This window comes from Salinicola sp. RZ23, from assembly GCF_003206675.1.
GTDB lineage: Bacteria > Pseudomonadota > Gammaproteobacteria > Pseudomonadales > Halomonadaceae > Salinicola > Salinicola endophyticus.
In genome coordinates, this window is sequence record NZ_PZJK01000013.1 from 160170 (window position 1) to 183575 (window position 23406).

18 protein-coding genes are annotated in these 23406 nt (G+C 66.8%); 5 read left to right on the forward strand and 13 right to left on the reverse strand.

The window, feature by feature from the left end:
• Positions 1-269 precede the first annotated feature (269 nt).
• A complete protein-coding gene (gene mfd / locus DOM67_RS13280) occupies positions 270-3719 on the forward strand; it encodes a transcription-repair coupling factor (protein ID WP_110676695.1) in 3450 nt (1149 codons plus the stop codon).
• Positions 3720-3785: 66 nt separating this feature from the next.
• Here mfd and DOM67_RS13285 read toward each other — a convergent pair whose 3' ends face one another.
• Complete coding sequence (locus tag DOM67_RS13285) at positions 3786-4910, reverse strand: metallophosphoesterase (RefSeq protein ID WP_198651808.1); 1125 nt, start codon at positions 4908-4910, stop codon at positions 3786-3788.
• 120 nt (positions 4911-5030) lie between these two features.
• Here DOM67_RS13285 and DOM67_RS13290 point away from each other — a divergent pair, with 120 nt between their 5' ends.
• Positions 5031-6686 carry an FMN-binding glutamate synthase family protein gene (locus DOM67_RS13290; protein WP_110676699.1) on the forward strand — a complete coding sequence of 552 codons (1656 nt, stop codon included), beginning with the start codon at positions 5031-5033 and terminating at the stop codon, positions 6684-6686.
• A 129-nt stretch (positions 6687-6815) separates the two neighbouring features.
• Positions 6816-6983 (forward strand): hypothetical protein, encoded by a 168-nt coding sequence (locus DOM67_RS19830; protein ID WP_157958861.1) that lies wholly within the window; start codon positions 6816-6818, stop codon positions 6981-6983.
• Positions 6984-7105: 122 nt separating this feature from the next.
• Here DOM67_RS19830 and DOM67_RS13295 read toward each other — a convergent pair whose 3' ends face one another.
• The 3 genes from DOM67_RS13295 to topA form a co-directional block, all read right to left on the reverse strand.
• Positions 7106-7345 (reverse strand): hypothetical protein, encoded by a 240-nt coding sequence (locus DOM67_RS13295; protein ID WP_110676701.1) that lies wholly within the window; start codon positions 7343-7345, stop codon positions 7106-7108.
• A 162-nt stretch (positions 7346-7507) separates the two neighbouring features.
• Positions 7508-7999, reverse strand: coding sequence for a DUF6586 family protein (locus DOM67_RS13300; protein ID WP_110676703.1), 492 nt, complete (start codon positions 7997-7999; stop codon positions 7508-7510).
• Positions 7996-10617 (reverse strand): type I DNA topoisomerase, encoded by a 2622-nt coding sequence (gene topA / locus DOM67_RS13305; RefSeq protein ID WP_110676705.1) that lies wholly within the window; start codon positions 10615-10617, stop codon positions 7996-7998. Before topA ends, DOM67_RS13300 begins: the two co-directional genes overlap by 4 nt.
• A gap of 535 nt (positions 10618-11152) precedes the next feature.
• Between topA and pyk the strand changes: the two genes are divergently transcribed.
• Positions 11153-12616, forward strand: a complete 1464-nt coding sequence (gene pyk / locus DOM67_RS13310; RefSeq protein WP_110676707.1) for a pyruvate kinase — start codon at positions 11153-11155, stop codon at positions 12614-12616.
• Between the two features lie 152 nt (positions 12617-12768).
• Here pyk and oadA read toward each other — a convergent pair whose 3' ends face one another.
• A complete protein-coding gene (oadA, locus tag DOM67_RS13315; protein ID WP_110676708.1) occupies positions 12769-14586 on the reverse strand; it encodes a sodium-extruding oxaloacetate decarboxylase subunit alpha in 1818 nt (605 codons plus the stop codon).
• Positions 14587-14619: 33 nt separating this feature from the next.
• Entirely contained in the window at positions 14620-16035 is a 1416-nt protein-coding gene (locus DOM67_RS13320; RefSeq protein WP_110676710.1) for an acetyl-CoA carboxylase biotin carboxylase subunit, read from the reverse strand.
• A gap of 143 nt (positions 16036-16178) precedes the next feature.
• Here DOM67_RS13320 and DOM67_RS13325 point away from each other — a divergent pair, with 143 nt between their 5' ends.
• Positions 16179-17165, forward strand: a complete 987-nt coding sequence (locus tag DOM67_RS13325; RefSeq protein ID WP_110676712.1) for a LysR family transcriptional regulator — start codon at positions 16179-16181, stop codon at positions 17163-17165.
• A 119-nt stretch (positions 17166-17284) separates the two neighbouring features.
• Here the strand turns inward: DOM67_RS13325 and DOM67_RS13330 are convergent, their stop codons facing one another.
• From DOM67_RS13330 to mltB, 7 genes are all read right to left on the reverse strand, one after another.
• Positions 17285-17803 carry a GAF domain-containing protein gene (locus tag DOM67_RS13330; protein ID WP_110676714.1) on the reverse strand — a complete coding sequence of 173 codons (519 nt, stop codon included), beginning with the start codon at positions 17801-17803 and terminating at the stop codon, positions 17285-17287.
• 144 nt (positions 17804-17947) lie between these two features.
• The gene (gene lipA, locus DOM67_RS13335; RefSeq protein ID WP_198651809.1) at positions 17948-18937 is read right to left on the reverse strand and encodes a lipoyl synthase; all 990 of its coding nucleotides are present in this window, start codon (positions 18935-18937) and stop codon (positions 17948-17950) included.
• 61 nt (positions 18938-18998) lie between these two features.
• Positions 18999-19667 (reverse strand): lipoyl(octanoyl) transferase LipB, encoded by a 669-nt coding sequence (gene lipB / locus DOM67_RS13340; RefSeq protein WP_110676944.1) that lies wholly within the window; start codon positions 19665-19667, stop codon positions 18999-19001.
• Between the two features lie 5 nt (positions 19668-19672).
• A complete protein-coding gene (locus DOM67_RS13345) occupies positions 19673-19960 on the reverse strand; it encodes a DUF493 domain-containing protein (RefSeq protein ID WP_110676716.1) in 288 nt (95 codons plus the stop codon).
• 120 nt (positions 19961-20080) lie between these two features.
• Positions 20081-21307, reverse strand: a complete 1227-nt coding sequence (locus DOM67_RS13350; RefSeq protein WP_110676718.1) for a D-alanyl-D-alanine carboxypeptidase family protein — start codon at positions 21305-21307, stop codon at positions 20081-20083.
• A 27-nt stretch (positions 21308-21334) separates the two neighbouring features.
• Positions 21335-22354, reverse strand: a complete 1020-nt coding sequence (locus DOM67_RS13355) for a septal ring lytic transglycosylase RlpA family protein (RefSeq protein ID WP_232825257.1) — start codon at positions 22352-22354, stop codon at positions 21335-21337.
• Positions 22351-23379 (reverse strand): lytic murein transglycosylase B, encoded by a 1029-nt coding sequence (gene mltB, locus DOM67_RS13360; protein ID WP_110676721.1) that lies wholly within the window; start codon positions 23377-23379, stop codon positions 22351-22353. Before mltB ends, DOM67_RS13355 begins: the two co-directional genes overlap by 4 nt.
• Positions 23380-23406 lie beyond the last annotated feature (27 nt).

Sequence of the window (23406 nt, forward strand, 5' to 3'; positions counted from 1 at the left end):
CTCTCTTCTGTGTCATCGTCGTCGATCGCCGGGAAGGCGCTGACAGCGCCCCGGCTCGTCCAAAAACCCGAGCATTATCGGTAACCTACGAGACAAGCCGCAATCACTGCGTAGTCGCAAGCGTTGTAGTTTGACTACAGGCGACCGTGTCAGCGGCGGCCGCGTCCCGCTCACGCCCGCCCCCTGCTATCATGAAGGGCCATCGCGCGGCGGCCGTCGCCTAGCCCGGCCGTGCCACTGTCTTGTTCAATTCCGCTAGCGAAAGGTCCATGTCGCAATTCAGCCCTCTCTCGCCGCCACAACCCCAGGGCGTGCGTGAAACGATCTACTGCCAGCGCCCCCACGGCAGCGCGCTGGCGCTGACCCTGGCGCGCCTGGCCGACGACGCGCCGCTGCTGGTCATCACCCCCGACACGGCGGCGGCGCAGCGCCTGGAGAGCGCGCTGCGCTTCTACGCCCGGGTGCCGGTGATGCCCTTCCCGGACTGGGAGACCCTGCCCTACGACAGTTTCTCGCCACACCAGGACATCGTCTCGGCCCGCCTGCGCACCCTGCGCGAGCTGCAGGAGGGTACCCGTGGCATCGTGCTGGTGCCGATCAATACCCTGATGCAGCGCCTGCCGCCGCGCGACTACGTGGCCGGCCGCGTACTGACGCTGACCACTGGCGAACGGCTCGACCGCGAAGGCTTTCGCGAACGCCTGTCTCGCGCCGGCTACCGCGCAGTGGAGACGGTCTACGAGCCCGGCGAGTACGCCATGCGCGGCGCGCTGATCGATCTCTTCCCGATGGGGACCGATGCGCCGCTGCGCATCGACCTGTTCGACGACGAGATCGACACCCTGCGCCGTTTCGACCCCGACACCCAGCGCTCCCAGGAGAAGATCGAGCGGATCGAACTGCTGCCGGCCCACGAGTACTCGCTGTCGCGCGCCGCGATCGCCTGCTTCCGCGAGGGCTTCGAGACGCTGTTCGACGTCGATCCGCGCCAGTGCCCGCTCTATGTCGACGCGCTCAAGGGCATCCCCTCGCCCGGCCTCGAGCAGTACCTGCCGCTGTTCTTCGAGGAGACCGCCACCCTGTTCGAGCATCTCGATGCCGGCACCCGGGTCGCGCTGCTGCCCGAGGCGTACGCCGCCGCCGAGAGCCACTGGCGCGCGATCGAGAGCCGCTATGAGAATCTCGGCGTCGACCCCACCCGACCGCTGCTGCCGCCGGCACGGGCCTTCGTCCCGGTGGCCGAGGTGTTCGCCGCGATCAAGCGCCACCCGCGGCTCGAGTTCATCGCCGAGACGGATAGCCGCCATGCCACTGACAGCGCCACCCAGACCCCGCCGGCGGTGGCGATCAATGCCCGCGCCCAGCAGCCGCTGGCCACCCTCGAACAGTTCCTGGCCAGCCACCAGGGCCTGCGCATACTGTTCGTGGCCGAATCCCGCGGGCGGCGCGAGGCGCTGGAAGAGGCGCTCGCACCGCTCCACCTGAGCCTGCCCCACGTCGATGACTGGCACGCTTTCCTCGATGGCAGCATGCCCTATGCCATCGGCGAAGGCGGGCTCGACGAGGGCCTGTGGCTGGGCGACCCCGAGCTCGCGGTGATCACCGAGACCGAGCTCTACGGCGAGGTGGTGCGTCAGTCGCGGCGGCGCGCCAAGACCACCGACGACAACGAGCTGGCGGTGCGCCACCTGTCTGAGCTGCGCCCCGGCTCGCCGGTGGTTCACCAGCACCACGGCGTGGGCCGCTACCTGGGACTGGAGACACTCACCGCCGGCGGCCAGGCAGCCGAATTCCTGGCCCTGGAGTACGCCGGCGGGGCCAAGCTCTATGTGCCGGTGGACAACCTGCAACTGATCTCGCGCTACGCCGGTGCCAGCGACGAGCTGGCGCCGCTGCACAAGCTCGGTTCCGACAGCTGGGACAAGGCCAAGCGCAAGGCCGCCGAGAAGGTGCGCGACACCGCCGCCGAGCTGCTCGACATCTACGCCCGACGCGAGGCCCGCGAGGGCTTCGCCAGCGATATGCCGGGGGATGAGTACGCACGCTTCGCCGCCAGCTTCCCGTTCGAGGAGACCCCGGATCAGCAGGCCGCGATCGAGGCGGTGATCCACGACATGACCGCCCCCAGGCCGATGGATCGCGTGGTATGCGGCGATGTCGGCTTCGGCAAGACCGAGGTCGCCATGCGCGCGGCCTTCCTGGCGGTCAGCTCCGGGCGTCAGGTGGTGGTCCTGGTGCCCACCACCCTGCTTGCCCAGCAGCACTACGACAATTTCCGCGACCGCTTCGCCGACACCGCGGTACAGATCGAGATGCTCTCGCGCTTCACCGGCGGCAAGGGCGAGAGTGACGCCCTGACCCGCATCGCCGAGGGGCGTGCCGATATCGTCATCGGCACCCACAAGCTGCTGTCGAAATCGATCAAGCTGCCCAACCTGGGGCTGATGATCATCGACGAGGAGCACCGCTTCGGCGTGGCGCAGAAGGAGCGCTTGAAGCAGCTGCGGGCCGAGGTCGATATTCTCACCCTCACCGCCACACCTATCCCGCGGACCCTCAACATGGCGATGAACGGCATCCGCGATCTGTCGATCATCGCCACGCCGCCGGCGCGCCGACTCTCGGTCAAGACCTTCGTCCAGAACCGCAACGAAGCGGTGATCAAGGAGGCACTGCTGCGCGAGATCCTGCGCGGCGGTCAGGTCTACCTGCTGCACAACGAGGTGCGCACCATCGAGGCCAGCGCCGACAAGATCCGCGAACTGGTACCCGAAGCGCGGGTCGGCGTGGCCCACGGCCAGCTGCCCGAGCGTGCGCTGGAGCGGGTCATGTCGGATTTCTACCACAAGCGCTTCAATGTGCTGGTCTGCTCGACCATCATCGAGACCGGTATCGACGTCCCCAGCGCCAATACCATCATCATCGAGCGCGCCGACAAGTTCGGCCTGGCCCAGTTGCATCAGCTGCGCGGCCGGGTCGGGCGCAGCCACCACCAGGCCTACGCCTATCTGTTGACCCCCTCGCCCAAGGTGATGACCAAGGACGCGATCAAGCGTCTGGAAGCGATCGCCCAGAGCGACGATCTGGGGGCCGGCTTCACCCTGGCCAGCCACGACATGGAGATCCGCGGTGCCGGCGAGCTGCTCGGCGACGAGCAGAGCGGTCAGATGGAGACGGTCGGCTACAGCCTCTATATGCAGATGCTCGATCGCGCAGTGAAGGCGATCCGCGCCGGCAAGACGCCCAACATCGAGGCACCGCTGGACGATGGCACCGAGATCAGCCTCAATCTGCCGGCGCTGATCCCCGATGACTACCTGCCCGATATCCAGCAGCGCCTGATCATGTACAAGCGTATCTCCAGCGCCGCCGACGAAGGCGAACTCAAGGAGCTGCAGGTGGAGATGATCGACCGCTTCGGCCTGCTGCCGGCACCGCTGAAGACGCTGTTCCGCCAGACCCGACTGCGCCAGCGCGCCGAACGCCTGGGTATCGCGCGGCTCGAGGCCGGACCAGAGCGTGGCCGGGTGATCTTCGGAGCCGACCCGCAGGTCGACCCGATGACGCTGGTCGAGCTGATCCAGCGCCACCCGGATCAGTACCGGCTGGATGGCGCCGACACCCTGCGCTTCAACGCCGAGATGGAGCAGGAGGAGGCGCGTCTGGCCCGGGTCGATGCCCTGCTCGATATCCTGAATCGCAAGGCCAAGGCGGCCTGAGATCGCTGAGATCGGATTGACGCCCGAGCGCCCCGCCGACGACGGAGAGCTCGGGCGGTCTCAGCCTCAGTCGGCGCGCTGCAACCGAATCAGGGTAATCTCGGCGGGCGCACCGAAACGCATCGGTGGGCCCCAGTAGCCGGTGCCGCGGCTGGTGTAGACCCACATCCGCCCTTCACGACCGAGCCCGGCCAGGAAGCGGTTGGCGCGCCGCGCCGCCAGGCTCCAGGGCCACAGCTGGCCACCATGGGTGTGGCCCGAGAGCTGCAGGTCGAAGCCGGCGCGGGCTGCCGCCGGCGCCGAATTGGGCTGGTGCGCCAGCAGCACCCGCGGTACCGCCTCGGGCAGGCCGGCGGCGGCGCGCTGCGGGTCGCTGCGGTGCGCCTCAAGGTAGTGACCGGCGGTGAGATCGGTGATCCCGGCGACCGCCAGCTGCGCGCCCTCGTGGGTGATCAGGGTGGCAGCATTGACCAGCACCTTCAGCCCCAACTGCTCGAAGGCCCGGGTCCAGGCCGCCGCCTCGCTGTAGTACTCGTGATTGCCAGTGACACAGAAGACCCCATGCCGCGCCGCGAGTCCGCGCAGCGGCTCCAGCTCCGGGGCCAGCTCGTCGACCCGTCCATCGGTCAGGTCGCCGGTGATCGCCACCAGATCCGGCCCCAGGGCATTGGCTCGGGCCACATAGCGAGCCAGCTGGCGACGCTTGATGGTCGGGCCGACGTGGAGATCGCTCAACTGGACGATACGGAAATCGACCAGCGCCGACGGCAACCCCGCCAGGGGCACCCTCACCTCGACCACCCGCGGCACCCGGAGCGCCTGCCACAGCGCGTACAGGCTCAGCCCCAGGGTCGCCACCACCACGCCCCACGCGCTCGCCTCGCGCCAGGCCCCGAACGCCAGCGGCGTCAGCAAGAGCACCAGCAGCAGCAGATCCCGCGCCAGGGTCAGCACCAGCAGGAACGAGAAGGCACCGGTCATCAGCGAGATCGGCCAGGCGAACCAGCGCCCGTTGAGCCAGCTCACCCGCAGCACCCAAGGCAGTGTCAGTGCACTCAATGCCAGATAGCCCCATGCCAGGGCCGCGCCCGGCAGCGCAAGATCGAGGTCCGGCAGCAGCCGCCAGCCGATGTAGACGTGCAGCAGCAAGAGCCAGAAGCGCAGACGCATGACGAAGCGAGAGTGGCGCAAGAGCGAAAATTCCTTCTACTTCAGTGGTGGTGTGGTTAGCAGCAGGGGCGCGCTTTCGCTATCCTTGCCCCCTTGCGCGGACGCCGTCGCGACCGCCATGAGCCAGGAGCCGATGTTCGCATGATCTACGCCAAGGGTCTCTCCCGCGTCCCCCTACGCAACGCCGCCTTCATCGCCACGCTCGCGCTGTTCGGCGTATCACTGATCGGCCTGGCATTGTCGCCGCAGTGGCTGTGGGGCGTGGTGATCTTCGGCGCCCTGGCGCTGCTGGGAGTGTATGACGTGCGTCAGCGGCGGCGTACGATCAGCCGCAACTATCCCATCCTGGCCCACTTCCGCTACATGCTGGAGTCGATCGGCCCGGAGATCCGCCAGTACTTCATCCAGTCCGATCTCGACGAGCGCCCCTTCTCGCGCGAGCAGCGTGCGGTGATCTACCAGCGTGCCAAGAACGCAAGCGACAAGAAGCCCTTCGGCTCGCTGCTCGACATGTATAGCCCGGGACACGAGTGGGTCAACCACTCGCTGCGCCCCACCCACATCACGGACCACGACTTTCGCGTCAGCGTCGGCGGCAGCCTGTGCCGTCAGCCCTACGCCGCCAGCGTATTCAACATCTCGGCAATGAGCTTCGGCTCGCTCTCGGCCAACGCCATCGAGGCGCTCAACGCCGGCGCGCGCAAGGGCGGCTTCTACCACGACACCGGCGAGGGTTCGATCTCGCGCTATCACCGTATCCACGGCGGTGACCTGGTGTGGGAAGTCGCCTCGGGCTACTTCGGCTGCCGCCGGGAAGATGGCAGCTTCAATCCCGAGCGCTTCGCCGCCAACGCCCGTGAGCCGCAGGTCAAGATGATCGAGATCAAGCTCTCCCAGGGGGCCAAGCCCGGCCACGGCGGCATCCTGCCGGCGGCCAAGGTGACCGCGGAGATCGCCGAGGCGCGCGAAGTGCCCATGGGCCAGGACGTGGTCTCGCCGGCCGCCCACAGCGCCTTCTCGACCCCGCTGGAGCTGATGGCGTTCATCGGTCAGCTGCGCGAGCTCAGCGGTGGCAAGCCGGTGGGCTTCAAGCTCGCCATCGGCCACCCCTGGGAGTGGTTCGCGATCGTCAAGGCGATGCTGGAGACCGGCCAGCGCCCCGACTTCATCGTCATCGACGGTGGCGAGGGCGGCACCGGTGCGGCGCCGCTGGAGTTCATCAACCGTCTCGGCGTACCCATGAGCGAAGCGCTGATGCTGGTCCACAACACCCTGGTCGGTGTCGGTCTGCGCGACGAAATCCGCATCGGCGCCGCCGGCAAGATCACCTCGGCCTTCGATATCGCGCGCACCCTGGCGCTGGGCGCGGACTGGTGCAATTCAGCCCGCGGCTTCATGTTCTCGCTGGGCTGCATCCAGGCACTCAACTGCCACTCGGACAAGTGCCCCAGCGGCGTGGCGACCCAGGACCCACGCCGCGGTGGCCATCTGGATGTGGCCGACAAGCAGGAGCGGGTCTACCACTTCCATCGCAACACCCTCGCCGCCCTGGCCGAAATGCTCGGCGCCGCGGGCCTGCAACACCCCAGCGAACTGGGGCCGGAACACATCATTCGCCGGGTCTCCAGCGATGAGATCCAGTCCTACGACCGCCTGTTCAGCTTCCTCGCACCGGGCGAACTGATCAGCGGCGAGAGCGAGCACACGGTATTCAAGCAGTACTGGCATCTGGCCCGGGCCGACTCCTTCGCGCCGCCGCCGGCGGTGGCCGAACTACGCGCCACCAAACTGCGCTAGGAAACTGTACCGACCGCTGGCCCGCGACGACCGGTCGCGGCAGATCCGCGACACGGCGACGCCTCATCGAGGCGCGCCACGCGCTATACTGCGCGCCCACGCCTGTCACCACCCACGTTAGGAGTCTTCATGTCGACGGCCAATATCGCCTGGATCATCTCGACGCTGGCGATGACCATCGCTTTCGCCACCTTCTTCGTCTTCAGCGCCACGCGCAAACGCGGCCTGCTGGCCGTGGCGCTGGTCTCGGCAGCGGTCGCGTTCTTTGCCGGCCTGACCGCCGGACTGCTGCAGTAGGCGGAAACGGCGGCCCCCTGACAGGGCCGCGCCGACGCGGCGGAAGGGTTCAGCGTCCCGCGGGGACGCCTCATGCAGACAGGATCAGGCAGGGATGGCCGGTGGAGTAGCGCGACCGGCACTCAGTGGAACGTCGCCGGCGCCTGCGGCGCCTCCTCCTCTTCGCCATCCCACAGATGGGTCCGGGTGATGGCATGGTCGAGCATCTCCCGCGCCACGTCGAAACGGCTGCGGCGCAGCAGCTCCAGCGCCTCGTCGGAGAAACGAATGCTCACCAGCGGTTCGCCGCTCGCCTCCGCCGGTCGCAGCACCACCTCGCCGTCGGCGAGTTCGACGATTTCCAGAATGGCGGTATCAGACACGGTCTCTCTCCTGTCACGGCGATAACGACTGCTCTTATGAAGCATGCGGAAACGGCGCCGTCCCCGGATCCGCGTCCGGAGACGGCGCTCAATAAAAAACGACCAGGGTATGAGCCCCGGTCGTCAGTCAGTGAATAAGGCTATCATGTCGGCCCAGGGCCGTCACCACTCCTGGCTGCCCTGGCGCAGACTCGGCAACAGCGCCTTGAACTCCTCGAGGCACCAGCGCAGCTCGTCGCCCAGCGGCGTCGCTCCGGCACGGGTGATCAGCCCCGGCGACCCACCCCGTCGCGCCGCGCCCTCGTCACTCTGCAACGCGACGAGACGCGCCAGCAACAGTGCCAACCAGCTCTCCGGCCGCGCCGCCAGGGTCTCGAGCCAGACCAGCTCGGCGATCTCGCCACGCGCCGCCGCGGCGCCGCCGGCCTGAGGCTGGCCCGCGGCGTCAAGCCACGTGCGCCAGTCCGGTGCTCCGCCCGGGGCATGGGTGGTCACCTCGCGCAGCAGTGCCTCGAAGGCCAGCCCGAGCTGGCCCAGCGCGCCCTCCTCCAGCGCCATGCGCCGCGCCGGCGCGTGCTCGTCGTCACCCGCCGGCAGGGCCAGCAGCAGCTCGGCCTGATAGAGCAGCTGATTGGTGCGGGCGACGGCACTCACTTGCGCTTGTCCTCAACCTGCCAGCGCCCGTCTTCGAAGATCGCGCGCCAACCGGTCGCCTTGCCCTCCTCGTCGGTCATCACGTACTGGCTCTTGGTCTTGCGCGAGAAGCGGATCTGCGCCGGACGCCCCTCCGGGTCCTCGCTCGGTGCCTCGAGCAGGAAGTGATACTTGTCAGGCAGCGCTTCGGCGTGCGCCTTGAGCTCCTTGACCAGCGGCGCGCGAGTCTCGCGATTCTTGGGGAACTGACTCGCGGCCAGGAACAACCCACTGGCTCCGTCGCGCAGCACGTAGTGGTCGTCGACCTTCTGGCAGGCGAGCTCGGGCATCGGGATCGGGTCCATCTTGGGCGGCGCCACCTCGCCACTCTTGAGCAGCTTGCGGGTGTTGCCGCAGGCCTCATTGGTGCAGGCGAAGTACTTGCCGAAGCGGCCGCTCTTGAGCTGCATCTCCGAGCCGCACTTGTCGCACTCGATCACCGGACCGTCGTAGCCCTTGATGCGGAAGCGGCCCTGTTCGATCTCGTAGTAGCCGTCGTCGTCGTTGCTGATGTAGAGCTTGCGCCCCTCGTCGATGAGGTAGCTGTCCATCGCCGTGCCGGTGTTGGGGTTGCGGCGCTTGGCACGCAGCGCATCGGTTTCCGCCGACTCGTCGGCATCTTCCGGCACCGCCTCTTCGCCGGGGATCAGATCGATGGTGGTCTTGCAGCGCTCCTTGGGCGGCAGATTGTAGCCGGAACAGCCGAGGAAGACCCCGGTGGAGGCGATACGAATCTGCATTTTACGGCCGCAGGTGGGACAGTCGATATCGGTCCCGATCGGCTCGTTGGGACGCATGCCGTCATCGCCCTCGGCGTGGTCGAGCTTGCGCTTGAAGTCGGCGTAAAAGGCATCGAGCAGCTTCTGCCAGTTCTCGTGCCCCTCGGCGACCTCGTCGAGCCGATCCTCCATGCGCGCGGTGAAGCCGTAGTCGAGCAGGTCGTTGAACGACTCGACCAGACGATCGGTGACGATCTCGCCGAGCTTCTCGGCGTAGAAGCGGCGGCTGTCGAGCTTGACGTAGCCTCGATCCTGGATGGTCGAGATGATCGCGGCGTAGGTCGAGGGGCGGCCGATCCCGCGCTTCTCCAGCTCCTTGACCAGGCTCGCCTCGGTATAGCGCGCCGGCGGCTTGGTGAAGTGCTGCTGCGGGTCGAGCTGGACCACCTCGAGGCGGTCGCCCTTGTCGACGTCGGGCAGCTGGGTGGCGTCGTCCTTCTTCGCCATCGGCTTCATTACCCGGGTGTAGCCGTCGAACTTGAGCACCCGGCCGCGCGCCTTGAGCTCGAAGCCGTCACTCTCGATGGTCAGGGTGGTGGCCAGATACTCCGCCGGCACCATCTGGCAGGCCACGAACTGGCGCCAGATCAGCTCGTAGAGACGCTGCGCATCACGCTCCACCGGCATGTCGTCGGCGCGCTGCTTGACGTTGGAGGGGCGAATCGCCTCGTGCGCTTCCTGGGCGTTCTGCTTGCTCGAATAGCGGATAGCCTCCTCGGGTAGGTAGCGCTCGCCGTACTCGTTCTGGATGTAGTCACGCGCACTCGCCACCGCATCCTGGGACAGGTTGGTGGAGTCGGTACGCATGTAGGTGATGTAGCCCGCCTCGTAGAGCCGCTGCGCCAGGGTCATGGTCTTCTTCACCGAGAAGCCCAGACGCCCGCTGGCAGCCTGCTGCAGGGTCGAGGTGATGAAGGGCGCATTGGGCTTGGAACGGGTCGGCCGGGTCTCGCGCTCGGTGACCGTGAAGGCATCGTGTCTCAGCGGCGCGATACGCTCGAGGGTCTCGCGCTCGGAGGTGGGGCGGAAGGTCTCGCCCTTCTCGCGCACCACCTCGAAGCGCACCGCCTCACCGTCAGCGGTAGCCGTGTCGAGGTGGACATCCCAGAACTCCTCCGGCACGAAAGCGCGGATCTCGCGCTCGCGGTCGACGATCAGACGCACCGCCACCGACTGCACACGACCGGCGGAGAGCCCCCGGGCGACCTTGCTCCAGAGCAGTGGCGAGACCATGAAACCGACCACGCGATCGAGGAAGCGACGCGTCTGCTGGGCTTCGACCCGGGCCACGTTGAGATTGCCGGGGTGCTTGAAAGCTTCCTGAATGGCGTTCTTGGTGATCTCGTTGAACACCACCCGCTTGTAGCGCTGGTCGTCGCCGCCGATGGTCTCCTTCAGGTGCCAGGCGATCGCCTCCCCTTCGCGGTCCAAATCGGTCGCGAGATAGATGGTGTCACTCTTGTCGGCCAGCCTCTTGAGCTCCTCGACCACCTTCTCCTTGCCCGGCAGCACTTCGTAGTTGGCGCGCCAGCCGTGCTCGGGGTCGATGCCCATGCGCCGCACCAGCTGATCCCACTGTTTCTGCTTCTTGTACTCGGCCTTCTCGTCCGGCGACATCTTGCGCGTCGCGGCAGCCTGACGCGCGCGCTCCTTGGGATCGCTGGCCTGCTTGGACGAGCCACTGGTCGGCAGATCACGAATATGCCCGACGCTCGACTTCACGACGAAGTCGTTGCCGAGATACTTGTTGATGGTCTTGGCTTTGGCCGGAGACTCGACGATAACCAGTGACTTGCCCATAGCGCTCCTGCTTCTTCTATATATAGCGGCGGCTCCGGTCGACGCGTGCTCGAGATGGCGCGGGTCGAGGGGGAGGCGGCCGGAAAATCCGCCTACCCTACCCTAGCGCTCCGCACGGCGCCAGCCGTAGCTTGACTTTCACGACGAGGCGTTGGCCGCCGCCGGGAACCGCGTTATTGGGCTGCCGATGCCGAATTCCAAGCACCAGTCCAGCGATGTGTCACCGCCGCATCCAGGCGCTTTCGAGTGCGCGGCACGCTGGCGGTATCTGTGAATACCCTAGCCGGAATCTGTCCGCACGCCAGGATTTGCCGCCGAGGCCTTGAGCCCCGAGTATCGGGTGGCACGGTTCTGCTTGCGTGTCGCTCGACGCGCTGGCGCGTTACACTCGGGTCGAGACGGCGCGCCGCCGGAGGCAGCCGGCCGCCATCGCCTCGGACAAGGCGCAGCCGATGTTGTAAAATAACCACCTGTCATCGCACCCGCCGCCGCACGTCGACGCGGGACGCACTACCCAGTCGCCAGGAGATTCTCCATGCAGCACGCCTTTCACGGCCCGATTCGCCGCACCAAGATCGTCGCTACGCTAGGTCCCGCCACGGACCGCGAAGGCGTGTTGGATGCCCTGATCGAAGCGGGCGTCGATGTGGTTCGCCTGAATTTCTCCCACGGCAATCCGGAAGATCACCGCCGGCGCCTCAAGGCGGTGCGCGAGTCCGCCGAACGCCAGGGCCGTGCGGTTGCCGCCCTCGGCGATCTGCAGGGGCCGAAGATCCGTATCGCACGCTTCCAGGCCGAGGGCGGGGTCAAGCTGGAGAAGGGCCAGTCGTTCGTGATCGACGTCTCGCTGGGACGTGACGAGGGCACCAGCGAGCGCGTGGGCTGCGACTACAAGGAGCTGGCCGATGACGTCGACGCCGGTGACGTGCTGCTGCTCGACGATGGCCGCCTGGTGCTGGAGGTGGAGCGCCTTCAGGGCAGCGAGATCATCACCAAGGTGAAGGTGGGTGGCAAGCTGACCAACAACAAGGGCATCAACAAGCAGGGTGGCGGCCTCTCCGCCGCAGCGCTGACCGAAAAGGACAAGGAAGACCTGAAGACCGCCATCGACATCGGCGTCGACTATCTGGCGGTCTCCTTCCCGCGTAGCGGGGCCGACATGCAGTACGCCCGCGAGCTGCTCGGCGAGGCGGGACAGGAGATCGGCCTGGTGGCCAAGATCGAGCGCGCCGAGGCGGTCGCCGATCCGGAAACGCTGGATGACATCATCCGCGCCTCGGAGGCAGTGATGGTGGCCCGCGGCGATCTCGGCGTCGAGATCGGCGATGCCCAGCTGATCGGCGTGCAGAAGCGCATCATCGGCCGCGCTCGCTCGCTCAATAAGGTGGTGATCACCGCCACCCAGATGATGGAGTCGATGATCGACTCGCCGCTGCCGACCCGCGCCGAAGTGTTCGACGTCGCCAACGCGGTGCTCGACGGCACCGACGCGGTGATGCTCTCCGCCGAGACCGCCGCCGGTGACTATCCGGTCGAGACCATCCGGGCCATGGATCGGCTGTGCCTGGGTGCCGAGCGCGAGCGCAGCGCCCAGGAGTCCAAGCACCGCATCCACGAGGGCTTCTCGCGCATCGACGAGACCGTGGCACTGTCGGCGATGTACGCCGCCAACCACCTCTCCGGCGTGGTCGCCATTGCCTGTCTCACCGCCACCGGCTACACCCCGCTGATCGCCTCGCGCATCCGCTCGGGACTGCCGATCGTGGCCCTGGCCGAGACCCCGGCGGTGCAGCGACGCATGGCGCTCTATCGCGGCGTGGTATCGCTGGTGTTCGACAGCTCGCGCTTCCCGCTGACCGAGATCAACGCCGGTGCCATCGACGAGCTGGTCGGGCGCGGTCTGGCGGCCAAGGGCGATCACGTGATCCTCACCCGCGGCGACCACATGAACGCCCATGGCGGCACCAACACCATGAAGATCATTCAGGTCGAGGCCTGAGCCCCACCAGTTGGGCGGCGCGCCAGGCGCCGCCTGGCGATGTGCTGCGGGCCGCTGGTGGCGACGCAGCCAGGCCGAGCGAAAGACAAGACGGCGCNNGCGCCGTCTTGTCTTGGGCTTCCCGGGTCGGCGGCGGAGACCGCCGCCACCACTCACTCGATCTCGACCAGCACCTCGCCCGGGGTGACGCGGTCTCCCTTGGCCACGTGGACCGCCTTGACCGTGCCCTGGATGCGCGACTGCACCTCGGTCTCCATCTTCATCGCCTCGGTGATCAGTACCGCCTGACCGGCCTCGACGCTATCGCCCTCGGCCACCAGCACGTCGACGATATTGCCCGGCATCGAGGTGGTGACGTGTCCCGGCGCACTGGCCTTGGCGCGTCCGGCGCTCTTGCCCTCCTGCACGAACTCGTTCTTGGCCTCGAACACCACCTCTTCGGGCATGCCGTCCAGCGTCAGGTAGACGCGCCGCTTGCTGCCGCTGCCGCTGCCCACGCCAGTGATCTGCACCTCGTAGGATTCGCCGTGGACGTCGATCACGAACTCGGTCGGCACCCCCTCGGAGACCGGGCGCTCGCCGCCGCCACTGCTGGGCGCGGGGATCGCCTCCGGCACCAGCGTGCCGTCACGCCGGCCCTTGAGGAAATCACGTCCCAGGTCCGGGAACATGGCGAAGGTGAGCACATCCTCTTCGCTCTCGGCGAGCTCGCCGATCTCCGTCTCCAGGCGCGCCATCTCCGGCTGCAGCTGGTCGGCGGGCCGCCCCTCGTCGACCGGCTCGCTGCCGATCGCCTTGCGCCGCACCTCCTCGTCGACAGCCGCCGGCGGCTGGCCGTACCCCCCCAGCAGGTAGCGCTTCACTTCGTTGGTGATCGACTTGTAGCGTTCGCCGGTGAGCACGTTCATCGCGGCCTGGGTACCGACGATCTGCGAGGTCGGGGTGACCAGCGGCGGATAGCCGAGATCGGCGCGTACCCGCGGGATCTCGTCGAACACGTCCATGATGCGGCCAAGCGCGTTCTGCTCCTTCATCTGGTTGGCCAGGTTGGACATCATCCCGCCGGGCACCTGCCAGATCTGCACGCTGACATCTTCACGGGTGTACTCGCTCTCGAAGGCCGCATACTTCTTGCGCACCTCGCGGAAGTAGTCGCCGATCTCCTTGAGCGCCACCAGATCGAGACCGGTGTCATAGGGCGTGCCCTGGAAGGCCGCGACCATCGCCTCGGTCGAGGGATGGCTGGTGCCATTGGCGAAAGCCGAGTTGCAGGTGTCGATATGCCGACAGCCCGCTTCCACCGCCTTCAGTTGGCACAGCGAGGCGAGCCCGGCGGTGGCGTGCGCGTGCAGATGCACCGGCACCTCCACTGCCTCGACCAGCCCGGCCACCAGTTCGCTGGTGGCATAGGGGGTGAGCAGCCCCGCCATGTCCTTGATCGCGATGGAGTCGGCGCCCATGTCGACCAGGCGCCGGGCCTGCTCCAGATAGGTCTCCAGGGTATGCACCGGGCTCACGGTGTAGCAGATCGTGCCCTGGGCATGCTTGCCGCTCGCCTTGACCGCCTTCATGGCGGTCTCCAGATTGCGCAGATCGTTGAGCGCATCGAACACCCGGAAGATGTCGACGCCGTTGTCGGCGGCGCGGGCCACGAAACGCTCGACCACGTCATCGGCATAGTGGCGGTAGCCGAGCAGGTTCTGGCCGCGCAGCAGCATCTGCAGCGGGGTATTGGGCAGCGCCTCGCGCAGCGAGGTCAGGCGCTCCCACGGATCCTCCTTGAGGAAGCGCACGCAGGCATCGAAGGTCGCCCCGCCCCATACCTCCAGCGCGTGGAAACCGATGGCATCGAGCTTGGCGCAGATCGGCAGCATGTCCTCGGTGCGCATGCGCGTGGCAATCAGCGACTGGTGGCCGTCGCGGAGCACGACATCACTGATCTTGACCGGCGTCGTCTTGGCGTTGTTCATCGTTTCTCTCCTCATGACTGTCGGCACGGCGCCTCAAAGGCCGGCATGCGCGGCGATCGCGGCGGCGATCGCCAGCGCCACCTCTTCCGGGTTGCGTTTGACGGAGTAGTTGAGCAGCTCCGGGTGCGCCGGCACGAAGCCGGTATCGAAGTGGCCGGCGCGGAAATCGGGATGGCGCAGGATCTCCTGATAATAGGGAGTGGTCGTCTTGACCCCCTGCAGACGCATGTCGTTGAGCGCGCGGATACCGCGATCGAGCGTCTCCTCCCAGGTCATGCCCCAGACGATCAGCTTGAGGCACATCGAGTCGAAATAGGGTGGGATGGTGTAGCCGGTATAGATCGCGGTGTCGGTGCGCACCCCCGGCCCCCCGGGGGCGTAGTAGCGGGTGATGCGGCCGAAGCTGGGCAGGAAGTCGTTCTTGGGGTCCTCGGCGTTGATCCGGAACTGGATCGCATAGCCGTGGTGGACCACATCCGCCTGGCGGAAGGCGAGACGCTCACCCGCGGCCACGCGCAGCTGCTCGCGCACGATGTCGATCCCGGTGATCGCCTCGGTGATGGTGTGCTCGACCTGGACCCGGGTATTCATCTCCATGAAGTAGACCTCGTTGTCCTTGACGAGGAACTCCACGGTGCCGGCATTTTCGTACCCCACCGCCTCCGCCGCACGCACCGCCATCTTGCCCACGTAGCTGCGCAGCTCCGGGGTGAGCTGCGGACTGGGCGCGATCTCGATCAGTTTCTGGTTACGACGCTGGATCGAGCAGTCGCGCTCGAACAGATGGATCACGTTACCGTGGGCATCGGCGAGAATCTGCACTTCGATATGGTGCGGATCGACGACGCACTTCTCCATGAACACTTCGGCGCTGCCGAAGGCCTTGGTCGCCTCCGAGATCACCCGCTCCCACGCCTGCTTCAGCTGGCTCTCGTCGTCGCAGCGGCGAATGCCGCGACCACCGCCTCCGGAAGTCGCCTTGAGCATGACCGGGTAGCCGATCTCGGCGGCCACCTCCAGCGCCGCGTCGCGATCGGGCAGATTGCCCGCCGACCCCGGGGTCACCGGGACCCCCGCCTCGCGCATCGCCGCACGCGCAGCGGTCTTGTCCCCCATACGCGCGATGACCTCGGCGCTGGGGCCAACAAAGGTAATCCCCGCCTGGGTGCAGATGCGCGCAAAGTCGGCACTCTCGGAGAGAAAGCCATAGCCGGGATGAATCGCGTCACAGCCGGTTTCGCGGGCCAGGTTGACCAGACGATGGGCGTCGAGATAGCCGGCCAGCGGCTCCTCGCCGACGAAGTGCGACTCGTCGGCCCCCTTGACGTGAAGCGAAAAACGGTCCGGTTCGGTATAGATCGCCACCGAACGGATGCCCATCTCGGCGCAGGCTCGTACAATACGCACGGCGATCTCGCCGCGGTTGGCAATTAGCAGCTTCTTGAACACCGTCTGCCCTCCGGGTTGCGCGTCGTTGTTATCGGCTTCGTTATCGGCTTTCTACGCTAGCCACCCGCGAGCCAATAGAAAAATTGATATTTCTTTGCCGACCTATAAGCTAGACCTTATACCTGACCGCGAGGACGTTCATCATGTCGCGCCCCAACCTGCTCAATCGCCTGACATTCCGGCAGCTCCAGGTGTTTCAGGCCGTGCATCGGCAGCAGTCCTACTCGCGGGCCGCCGAGCAGCTGGGTCTGACTCAGCCCGCGGTGAGCGCGCAGATTCGTCAACTCGAGCAGGCGCTGGGCCAGCCGCTGTTCAAGTACGCCGGCAAGACGCTGCACGTGCTGCCGGCGGCGGATGCACTCTCGGCCTCGGTGCAGTCGATCTTCGGTCAGGTGTCGAGTCTGCAGATGGAGCTGTCGGAACTGGCGGGAACGATTCGCGGGGAGCTCAATCTGGCAGCGGTCTCCACCGCGCAGTACGTGGTGCCGCACATCCTGGCGCGCTTTCGCGCGCGCTATCCGGAGGTGCAGGTGCGGCTGCGGGTGTGCAATCGGGTGCAGGCGTTGGAGCGACTCGCCGAGCGGCGCGACGATCTGGTGATCATGGGGATGGTGCCGGATGACCCGAACCTGGTGTTCATGCCGATTCTGGACAACGAACTGATCCCGGTGGTGTGGCCGGGGCATCCGCTGGTGACCGCCGAACGGCCGACGCTGGAGGATTTCGCGCGCCACTATATCCTGATGCGCGAACCGGGGTCAGGCGCGCGCACGGCGTTCGAGGATTTCGCCGCCCGCGAGCGCATCTCGCTGCATCACACCATCGAGCTGGGGACCAACGAGGCGATCAAGCAGGGGGTGATGGCGCACCTCGGGGTGGCGGTGCTGCCGCGCCTGTCGGTACAGCTCGAGCTCGCCTCGAACCTGCTCGCCAGCCCTACCCTGCCGGGCTTCCCGCTACGCCGCTCGTGGTGCACCGTCTACCCCAAGGATCGCTATCCCACACCGGTGACGGAGCTGTTTTTGCGTTTCGTGCGCGAACTGCTGCCGGAGCTCAATGCCCACTTCCGCGCCCCGATGACGCCGATCGACACCCCGACCCTGGTGTGTCTGCCCAGCGCCGACGCTTGAACGGCGTCGGCTCGGCCCGAAAGAAAGGCCTGGGGGCGATCTGAACGGCGCCAGGTCAGTCTTGGCGGGCGCCGCACCATACCACTCAACGAGATCGAAAGATCGCCCCCGGCGCGGCCTCAGGCGTCGCCCCGGGCCATCTGCACGCGCAGAACGTGCAGCGACACCAACTCCTCGGCGAGTGCCGCCATCAGGCGCAGGCGATCCATGTCGCCTTCGTCGAAGGCACGCGGCAGCGTGCCGATCAGGCACAGCGTACCGATGCACGCCCCCGATTCGACGAACAGCGGATAGCCGGCATAGAAGCGGATGAACGGTGCGCCGAGCACCAGCGGGTTGTCGGCAAAGCGCGCATCCTTCAGCGCGTTATGGATCACCAGCGGCACACCATCGGCCACCACGTGCCCACAGAAGGAGATACGGCGCGGCGTCTCGCACACGCTCAGACCCTGACGCGACTTGAACCACTGCCGATCCTCGTCGACCAGGGTGATCATCGACATCGGCACGTCGAAGATGCGCGTAGCCAGTTCGGTCAGGCGGTCGAAGCCGTTGTCGGCCTGGGTGTCCAGCAGCTCGAGCTTGTGCAGCGAGGCCAGGCGCGCCTGTTCGTTGTCGGGAGATGAGGGAGCAATCATGTCAGGACCTCTGCGAACGCGGCGGCACGCCGCCGAAAGGCGCGGCGCCGGTTCCAGCGGCCGCGTCCCGGTTGTCTTGCGGCCCACGCCCGAAGGGGCATGGAAACCAGCGCGATACATGAACGCGCCGGCCTCACCGCAAACTCACTTCACTTCGACCCCGTGGGCCTGCTTGTCGGCGTGATAGGAAGAGCGCACCAGCGGCCCCGAGGCGACATGGGTGAAGCCCATCGCCCTGCCCTGCTCGGCAAACCAGTCGAAGGTGCTCGGATGGACCCAGCGATCCACCGGCAGGTGGTTGCGCGACGGCTGCATGTACTGCCCCAGGGTGAGCATGTCGACGTCGTGGGCGCGCAGATCGCGCATCACTTCGATCACCTGCTCGTCGGTCTCGCCGACGCCGAGCATCAGCCCGGACTTGGTCATCACCTCCGGACGACGCGCCTTGTAACCCTTGAGCAGATCCAGCGACCACTGGTAGTCGGCACCGGGACGCACCTTGCGGTAGAGCGACGGCACCGTCTCCAGGTTGTGATTGAAGACGTCCGGCGCCTCCCCTTCGAGGATGTCCAGCGCCACCTGCATGCGCCCGCGGAAGTCGGGCACCAGCACCTCGATCTCGATCTCGGGGCTGTCGCGGCGAATCTCGCGGATACAGTCGGCGAAGTGCTGGGCCCCGCCGTCACGCAGGTCGTCACGATCCACCGAGGTCACCACCACGTAGTTGAGGCCCATCTCGGCGATCGCCTCGGCCAGCTCGCGCGGCTCCTTGTCGTTGAGCGCATTGGGGCGCCCGTGGGCAACGTCGCAGAACGGGCAGCGCCGGGTGCAGATATCGCCCATGATCATGAAGGTCGCGGTACCGCCGCTGAAGCACTCGCCCAGGTTGGGGCACGAGGCCTCCTCGCACACCGTGTGCAGGCCGTGCTTGCGCAACGTCTGCTTGATATGGGTGACCTGGGGCGAGACCGGCATGCGCACGCGCAGCCAGTCGGGCTTCTTGGGCAGCGTCTCGGTCGGGATGACCTTGACGGGGATGCGCGCGACCTTCTCTGCGCCGCGCAGCTTGACGCCGCGCTCGACACGCCCCGGCTTTTTCGACTCGGGCGTTTGCATGACGGTGGTCTCGGTCATAAGTCCCATCCTGATGATTCGTTGAGTTCGGGCGGCGTCTTTCGCGCCCTGGCGATGCCGCTCAGGCCACCGCGTCTGATGTCAGGGCCGCCGGTCGGCCCGAGCGCTCGACCAGGGTGGCACCGAGACGCGCAGCGAAGCAGCCGGCGAGACGGGTGGCTTCCGCGTCGAGATCCGGCGCCGCGACACCGAGGTCGCGCAGCTGGGTCATCTCGAGCCCGGCGTAACCGCATGGATTGATACGCGAAAACGGTGTCAGATCCATGTCGACATTGAGCGCGACGCCGTGAAAGCTGCAGCCGCGCCGAATGCGCAGTCCCAGCGATGCGATCTTGCGCGCGCCGACATAGACGCCGGGGGCATCGGCCCGCGCCTGCGCGCTGATGCCGTGAACGGCGAGCAGATCGATCACCGACTGCTCCAGCAGGCTCACCAGCTCGCGCACCCCGACGCCCAGTCGGCGCACGTCGAGCAGCGGATAGAGCACGATCTGACCCGGGCCATGGTAGGTCACCTGGCCACCGCGATCACTGGCCACCACCGGGATGTCTCCCGGCATCAGCAGGTGTTCGGGCTTGCCCGCCCGGCCCTGGGTGAAGACCGGCTCGTGCTGCACCAGCCACAGCTGATCGGCACTCGCGCCATCGCGGGTATCGGTGAAGCGAGACATCGCCTCCCACACCGGGCGATAAGGCGAAAGCCCCAGACGATAGAGTTCCAGCTCGACCATGGCGCTCACAGCACCATATGCACGCGGCCGGTCGCCTTGAGCTCCTCGAACAGCGCATTGAGCTGCGCCTCGCTGGTCGCCCGGATCACTGCCCGCGCAGACTGGAAGCGGCCGTTGCGGCTATCCGACAGCGTGATCGCCGAACTGTCGAAGCCCGGCGAGTGGCGTGCGATCACCTCGCCGATGGCGGCGACGAAATCCTCGGCGGCGTCACCGACGACGCGAATGGGATAGTCACATGGGAATTCGATCTTGGGTCGCGGCAGATCGACGTTATCGGGGGTCTGTGTCATCGAGTTTCGAACCGGCTGCGATTTCCGCCCATTCTACGCAAGAACGCCGCGCTCACCAACACGCCCGCCGCGGCCACCGGATCGAGCCGGCGTGCCGCGGCGGGTGTCAGATGACGTGGATCAGTTGAACAGGCCGGTGACGAACAGCACGATGCTGTCCCACACGCGCTTGAAGATACTGCCCTCTTTGACCCCTTCCAGCGCCACCAGCGGCTCCTGGCCCAACACCTCGTCGCCGGACTTGATCTCCAGCGTACCGATCTGCTGCCCCGCCTGGATCGGCGCGTGCAGCGTCTCGGGGATATTGAGACGTGCGGTCAGATTGTCGGCACTGCCACGCGGCACGGTCATGCTCACTTCGTGCTGCACGCCCAGACGCACCGTATCCTGGGCACCACCCCAGACGCGCGCCTGGTTGAGCACCGAGCCGGCGTCGTAGAGCTTGCGCGTCTGATAGAAACGGAAGCCGTAGTTGAGCAGTCGCTGGGTCTCGGCCGCACGCGCCTCGTCGGACTGGGTTCCCATCACCACCGCGATCAGGCGCGTGTCCTGCTTCTTGGCCGAGGCCACCAGGCAGAAGCCGGCCGCCTCGGTGTGACCGGTCTTGAGGCCGTCGACGTCAGGGTCGCGCCACAGCAGGCGGTTACGGTTGGGCTGACGAATGTCGTTGTAGGTGAAGTACTTCTGCGAGTAGACCTTGTAGTGGTCGGGGTAGTCTTCAATGATGTGGCGGGCCAGGATCGCGAGATCGTGGGCCGAGGAGTAGTGCTGCTCGTGGGGCAGGCCGGTCGGGTTCATGAAGTGCGAGTTCTTCATCCCCATGCGCTGCGCCTGCTGATTCATCAGGTCGGCGAACGCCGACTCGCTGCCGGCGATGTACTCGGAGAGCGCCACGCTGGCGTCGTTGCCCGACTGGATCACCACGCCGTGGAGCAGGTTCTTGACGCTGACCTGGGTGCCTTCGCGGATGAACATGCGCGACCCGCCGGTACGCCAGGCGTTCTCGCTGACGCTGACCATGTCATCGTCGTGGATATTGCCGCGCTCGATCTCCTGCTCGACGATATAGGCAGTCATCATCTTGGTCAGGCTGGCCGGCGGCAGGCGCTGATCGCCGTTGTGATTGACCAGCAGCTGGCCGGTGGTGGCATCCATCAGCACCCAGGAGGAGGCGGCGAGATCCGGCGGCGAGGGGATCATCTGCTCGGGCTGCGGATTGCTGCCCTCGGGCATCTGACTGTCCGGGGTGGGTTGCTGCTGTGCGCCTGCCGGGGAGGTGAGCAGCCCCAGGCAGAGCGACGCCGAGAGGACCCAGCGGGGAAGAGACGAAGTGAACAGCGCTTTCATGACAATCGAATTCTCGTTGAACGAAGGTTACTGGGTGGGCGACACCACGAACGTCTGACCGAAGCCGGCGTCACTCAAGGTTGCCCGAACGGTTTCCAGGGATGCCAGGTCATCGATCGGGCCGACCTGAACGCGATAGAGAGAGGCGCTATTGTCGATGCGCACCGGCTGCGACAGCAAGCCTTGCAACCTCGACTGGAGCGCCAGGGCCTTGTCCCGCGAGCCCAGCGCAGCGACCTGTAGATAGCGTATGCCGCGCGTCACATGCGACACATCAGGCCGCGTCACCGGGCCGGGGGCGGCGCTGGCGGCGTTGGTGCCGGCATCGTTGGCACCGACGTGATCAGGGGAAGTCGCACGGACGGCGGTGTTCATCAGCGCATCGATGCGCGCGGCGTCATTGCGCCGGGGCGCCGCCGGCGAGCTCTGCGCGGCGCTCTCCGCCCGCGCGGAGGGGGCCGGCGCGGCGGCGACCCGGCCACCCGAGCGACCGCCACCATGGTTTTTCGCCCAGGCTACCGGATCGATCGCCTCGACCCGCACCCGCCCGGTGCCGTGGCCCAGAATATCCAGCCGTGCCGCCGCGGCATAGGAGAGATCGATCAGGCGATCGTCGTGGAAGGGTCCACGATCGTTGATGCGCACGATCACCTGGCGCCCGTTGTCCAGATTGGTCACCCGGGCATAGGTCGGCAGCGGCAGCGAGCGGTGCGCCGCCGACATCTTGTACATGTCGTAGGGCTCGCCGCTGGCGGTATCGTAGCCCTGGAACTTGGTACCGTAGAAAGACGCCCGCCCCTCGGCGACATAGCCTCTGGGGTCACTGAGCACATGGTAGGTCTTGCCCCATACGCGGTAGGTAGAACGATTGCCGCTGCGCGAGCGCGGCTCCACCTTGGGCACCGCGTCCGGCACTTTAGAAACGTCCCGCGGAGCGTCGGGATAGCCGTCCTGACTCGCCGCGTAGCGCCCGCCGCCGGCACCCGGGCCGCCGGCACAGCCGCCGACCAGCAGCGCGGCGGCCAGCATCAGCCACAGTCGTCTCACGTCCCTGCCGCCTCCAGCGCAAGCTGGATACGCTGCGCCAGGGTGGCCACTGCCATGGCGTAGAGATGGCTGTGGTTGTAACGGGTGATGACGTAGAAGTTGTCGAGTCCGAGTACGTAACGGACATGCCCATCGGCGTAGTCCAGTACCAGCGGCATCACCTTGTCGTCGGGCGCGAGCGAGCCCGCGGTGGGCCGAATGCCCGCCGCCGCCAGCGCGGAGACCCGGGTCGCCGGCGGTTCGGTCTGATTGAACGCAAGCTGAGCCGGCGGCGTCGCCGGACCGCTGGCCTCGACCAGCACCGCCTGACCGCGGCGCCAGCCGTGTTCGCTGAAATAGTTGCCGATGCTGCCAATGGCATCGGTGGGGTCGTTCCACAGATCCTTGAGCCCATCACCATCGAAGTCGACCGCATAGGCCTGATAGCTGGTGGGGATGAACTGCGGATAGCCCATGGCGCCGGCATAGGAGCCGTAGCGCGAGGCGGGATCGACGCCCTGCCCCAGGGTGATGGTCAGAAATGCCATCAGCTCACGGCGAAAGAAGTCGCCACGGGTCGGATGGTGAAAGGCCAGCGTGGAGAGCGAATCGAGCACCCGATGGCTGCCCTTGTGCTCACCGTAGCGGGTCTCGACGCCGAGAATCGCCACGATCACCTCCGGCGGCACGCCGTACTCACGCTGGGCACGCGCCAATGCCTCGCGGTGCTGCTGGAGGAATGCCACCCCCTGGGCCACGCGATCGGGCTGGATGAAGATATCGCGGTACTGATCCCAACGCAGCCGGTGCTCGGCGGCATGACTCATGGCCTGCAGCACCTGCGGCCGGTAGACAGCGTCGCGCATGGCCTCATCGAGCTGCTGCTGCGACAGCCCACGTGCACTCAAGGTATCGAGCATGGCGCGCACCTGGGGATGCGTCGCCGGATCGAAATCGGTCTCTGCCAGCGCCGTCCCGGCACTCGCCATCCCCACTATCAAGGCCAGTGCTCGGACCACCCTTCCCTGTTTCCAACGCAGCGCCATGCGCCATTGCTCCCTGCTACAGCCCGC

Bases quoted from the DNA above. Each gene is read 5' to 3' on its own strand.
- mfd (WP_110676695.1), top strand. From the start codon at position 270: ATGTCGCAATTCAGCCCTCTCTCGCCGCCACAACCCCAGGGCGTGCGT.
- DOM67_RS13290 (WP_110676699.1), top strand. From the start codon at position 5,031: ATGATCTACGCCAAGGGTCTCTCCCGCGTCCCCCTACGCAACGCCGCC.
- DOM67_RS19830 (WP_157958861.1), top strand. From the start codon at position 6,816: ATGTCGACGGCCAATATCGCCTGGATCATCTCGACGCTGGCGATGACC.
- topA (WP_110676705.1), bottom strand. From the start codon at position 10,617: ATGGGCAAGTCACTGGTTATCGTCGAGTCTCCGGCCAAAGCCAAGACC.
- pyk (WP_110676707.1), top strand. From the start codon at position 11,153: ATGCAGCACGCCTTTCACGGCCCGATTCGCCGCACCAAGATCGTCGCT.
- oadA (WP_110676708.1), bottom strand. From the start codon at position 14,586: ATGAACAACGCCAAGACGACGCCGGTCAAGATCAGTGATGTCGTGCTC.
- DOM67_RS13325 (WP_110676712.1), top strand. From the start codon at position 16,179: ATGTCGCGCCCCAACCTGCTCAATCGCCTGACATTCCGGCAGCTCCAG.
- DOM67_RS13330 (WP_110676714.1), bottom strand. From the start codon at position 17,803: ATGATTGCTCCCTCATCTCCCGACAACGAACAGGCGCGCCTGGCCTCG.
- lipA (WP_198651809.1), bottom strand. From the start codon at position 18,937: ATGACCGAGACCACCGTCATGCAAACGCCCGAGTCGAAAAAGCCGGGG.
- lipB (WP_110676944.1), bottom strand. From the start codon at position 19,667: ATGGTCGAGCTGGAACTCTATCGTCTGGGGCTTTCGCCTTATCGCCCG.
- DOM67_RS13345 (WP_110676716.1), bottom strand. From the start codon at position 19,960: ATGACACAGACCCCCGATAACGTCGATCTGCCGCGACCCAAGATCGAA.
- DOM67_RS13350 (WP_110676718.1), bottom strand. From the start codon at position 21,307: ATGAAAGCGCTGTTCACTTCGTCTCTTCCCCGCTGGGTCCTCTCGGCG.
- mltB (WP_110676721.1), bottom strand. From the start codon at position 23,379: ATGGCGCTGCGTTGGAAACAGGGAAGGGTGGTCCGAGCACTGGCCTTG.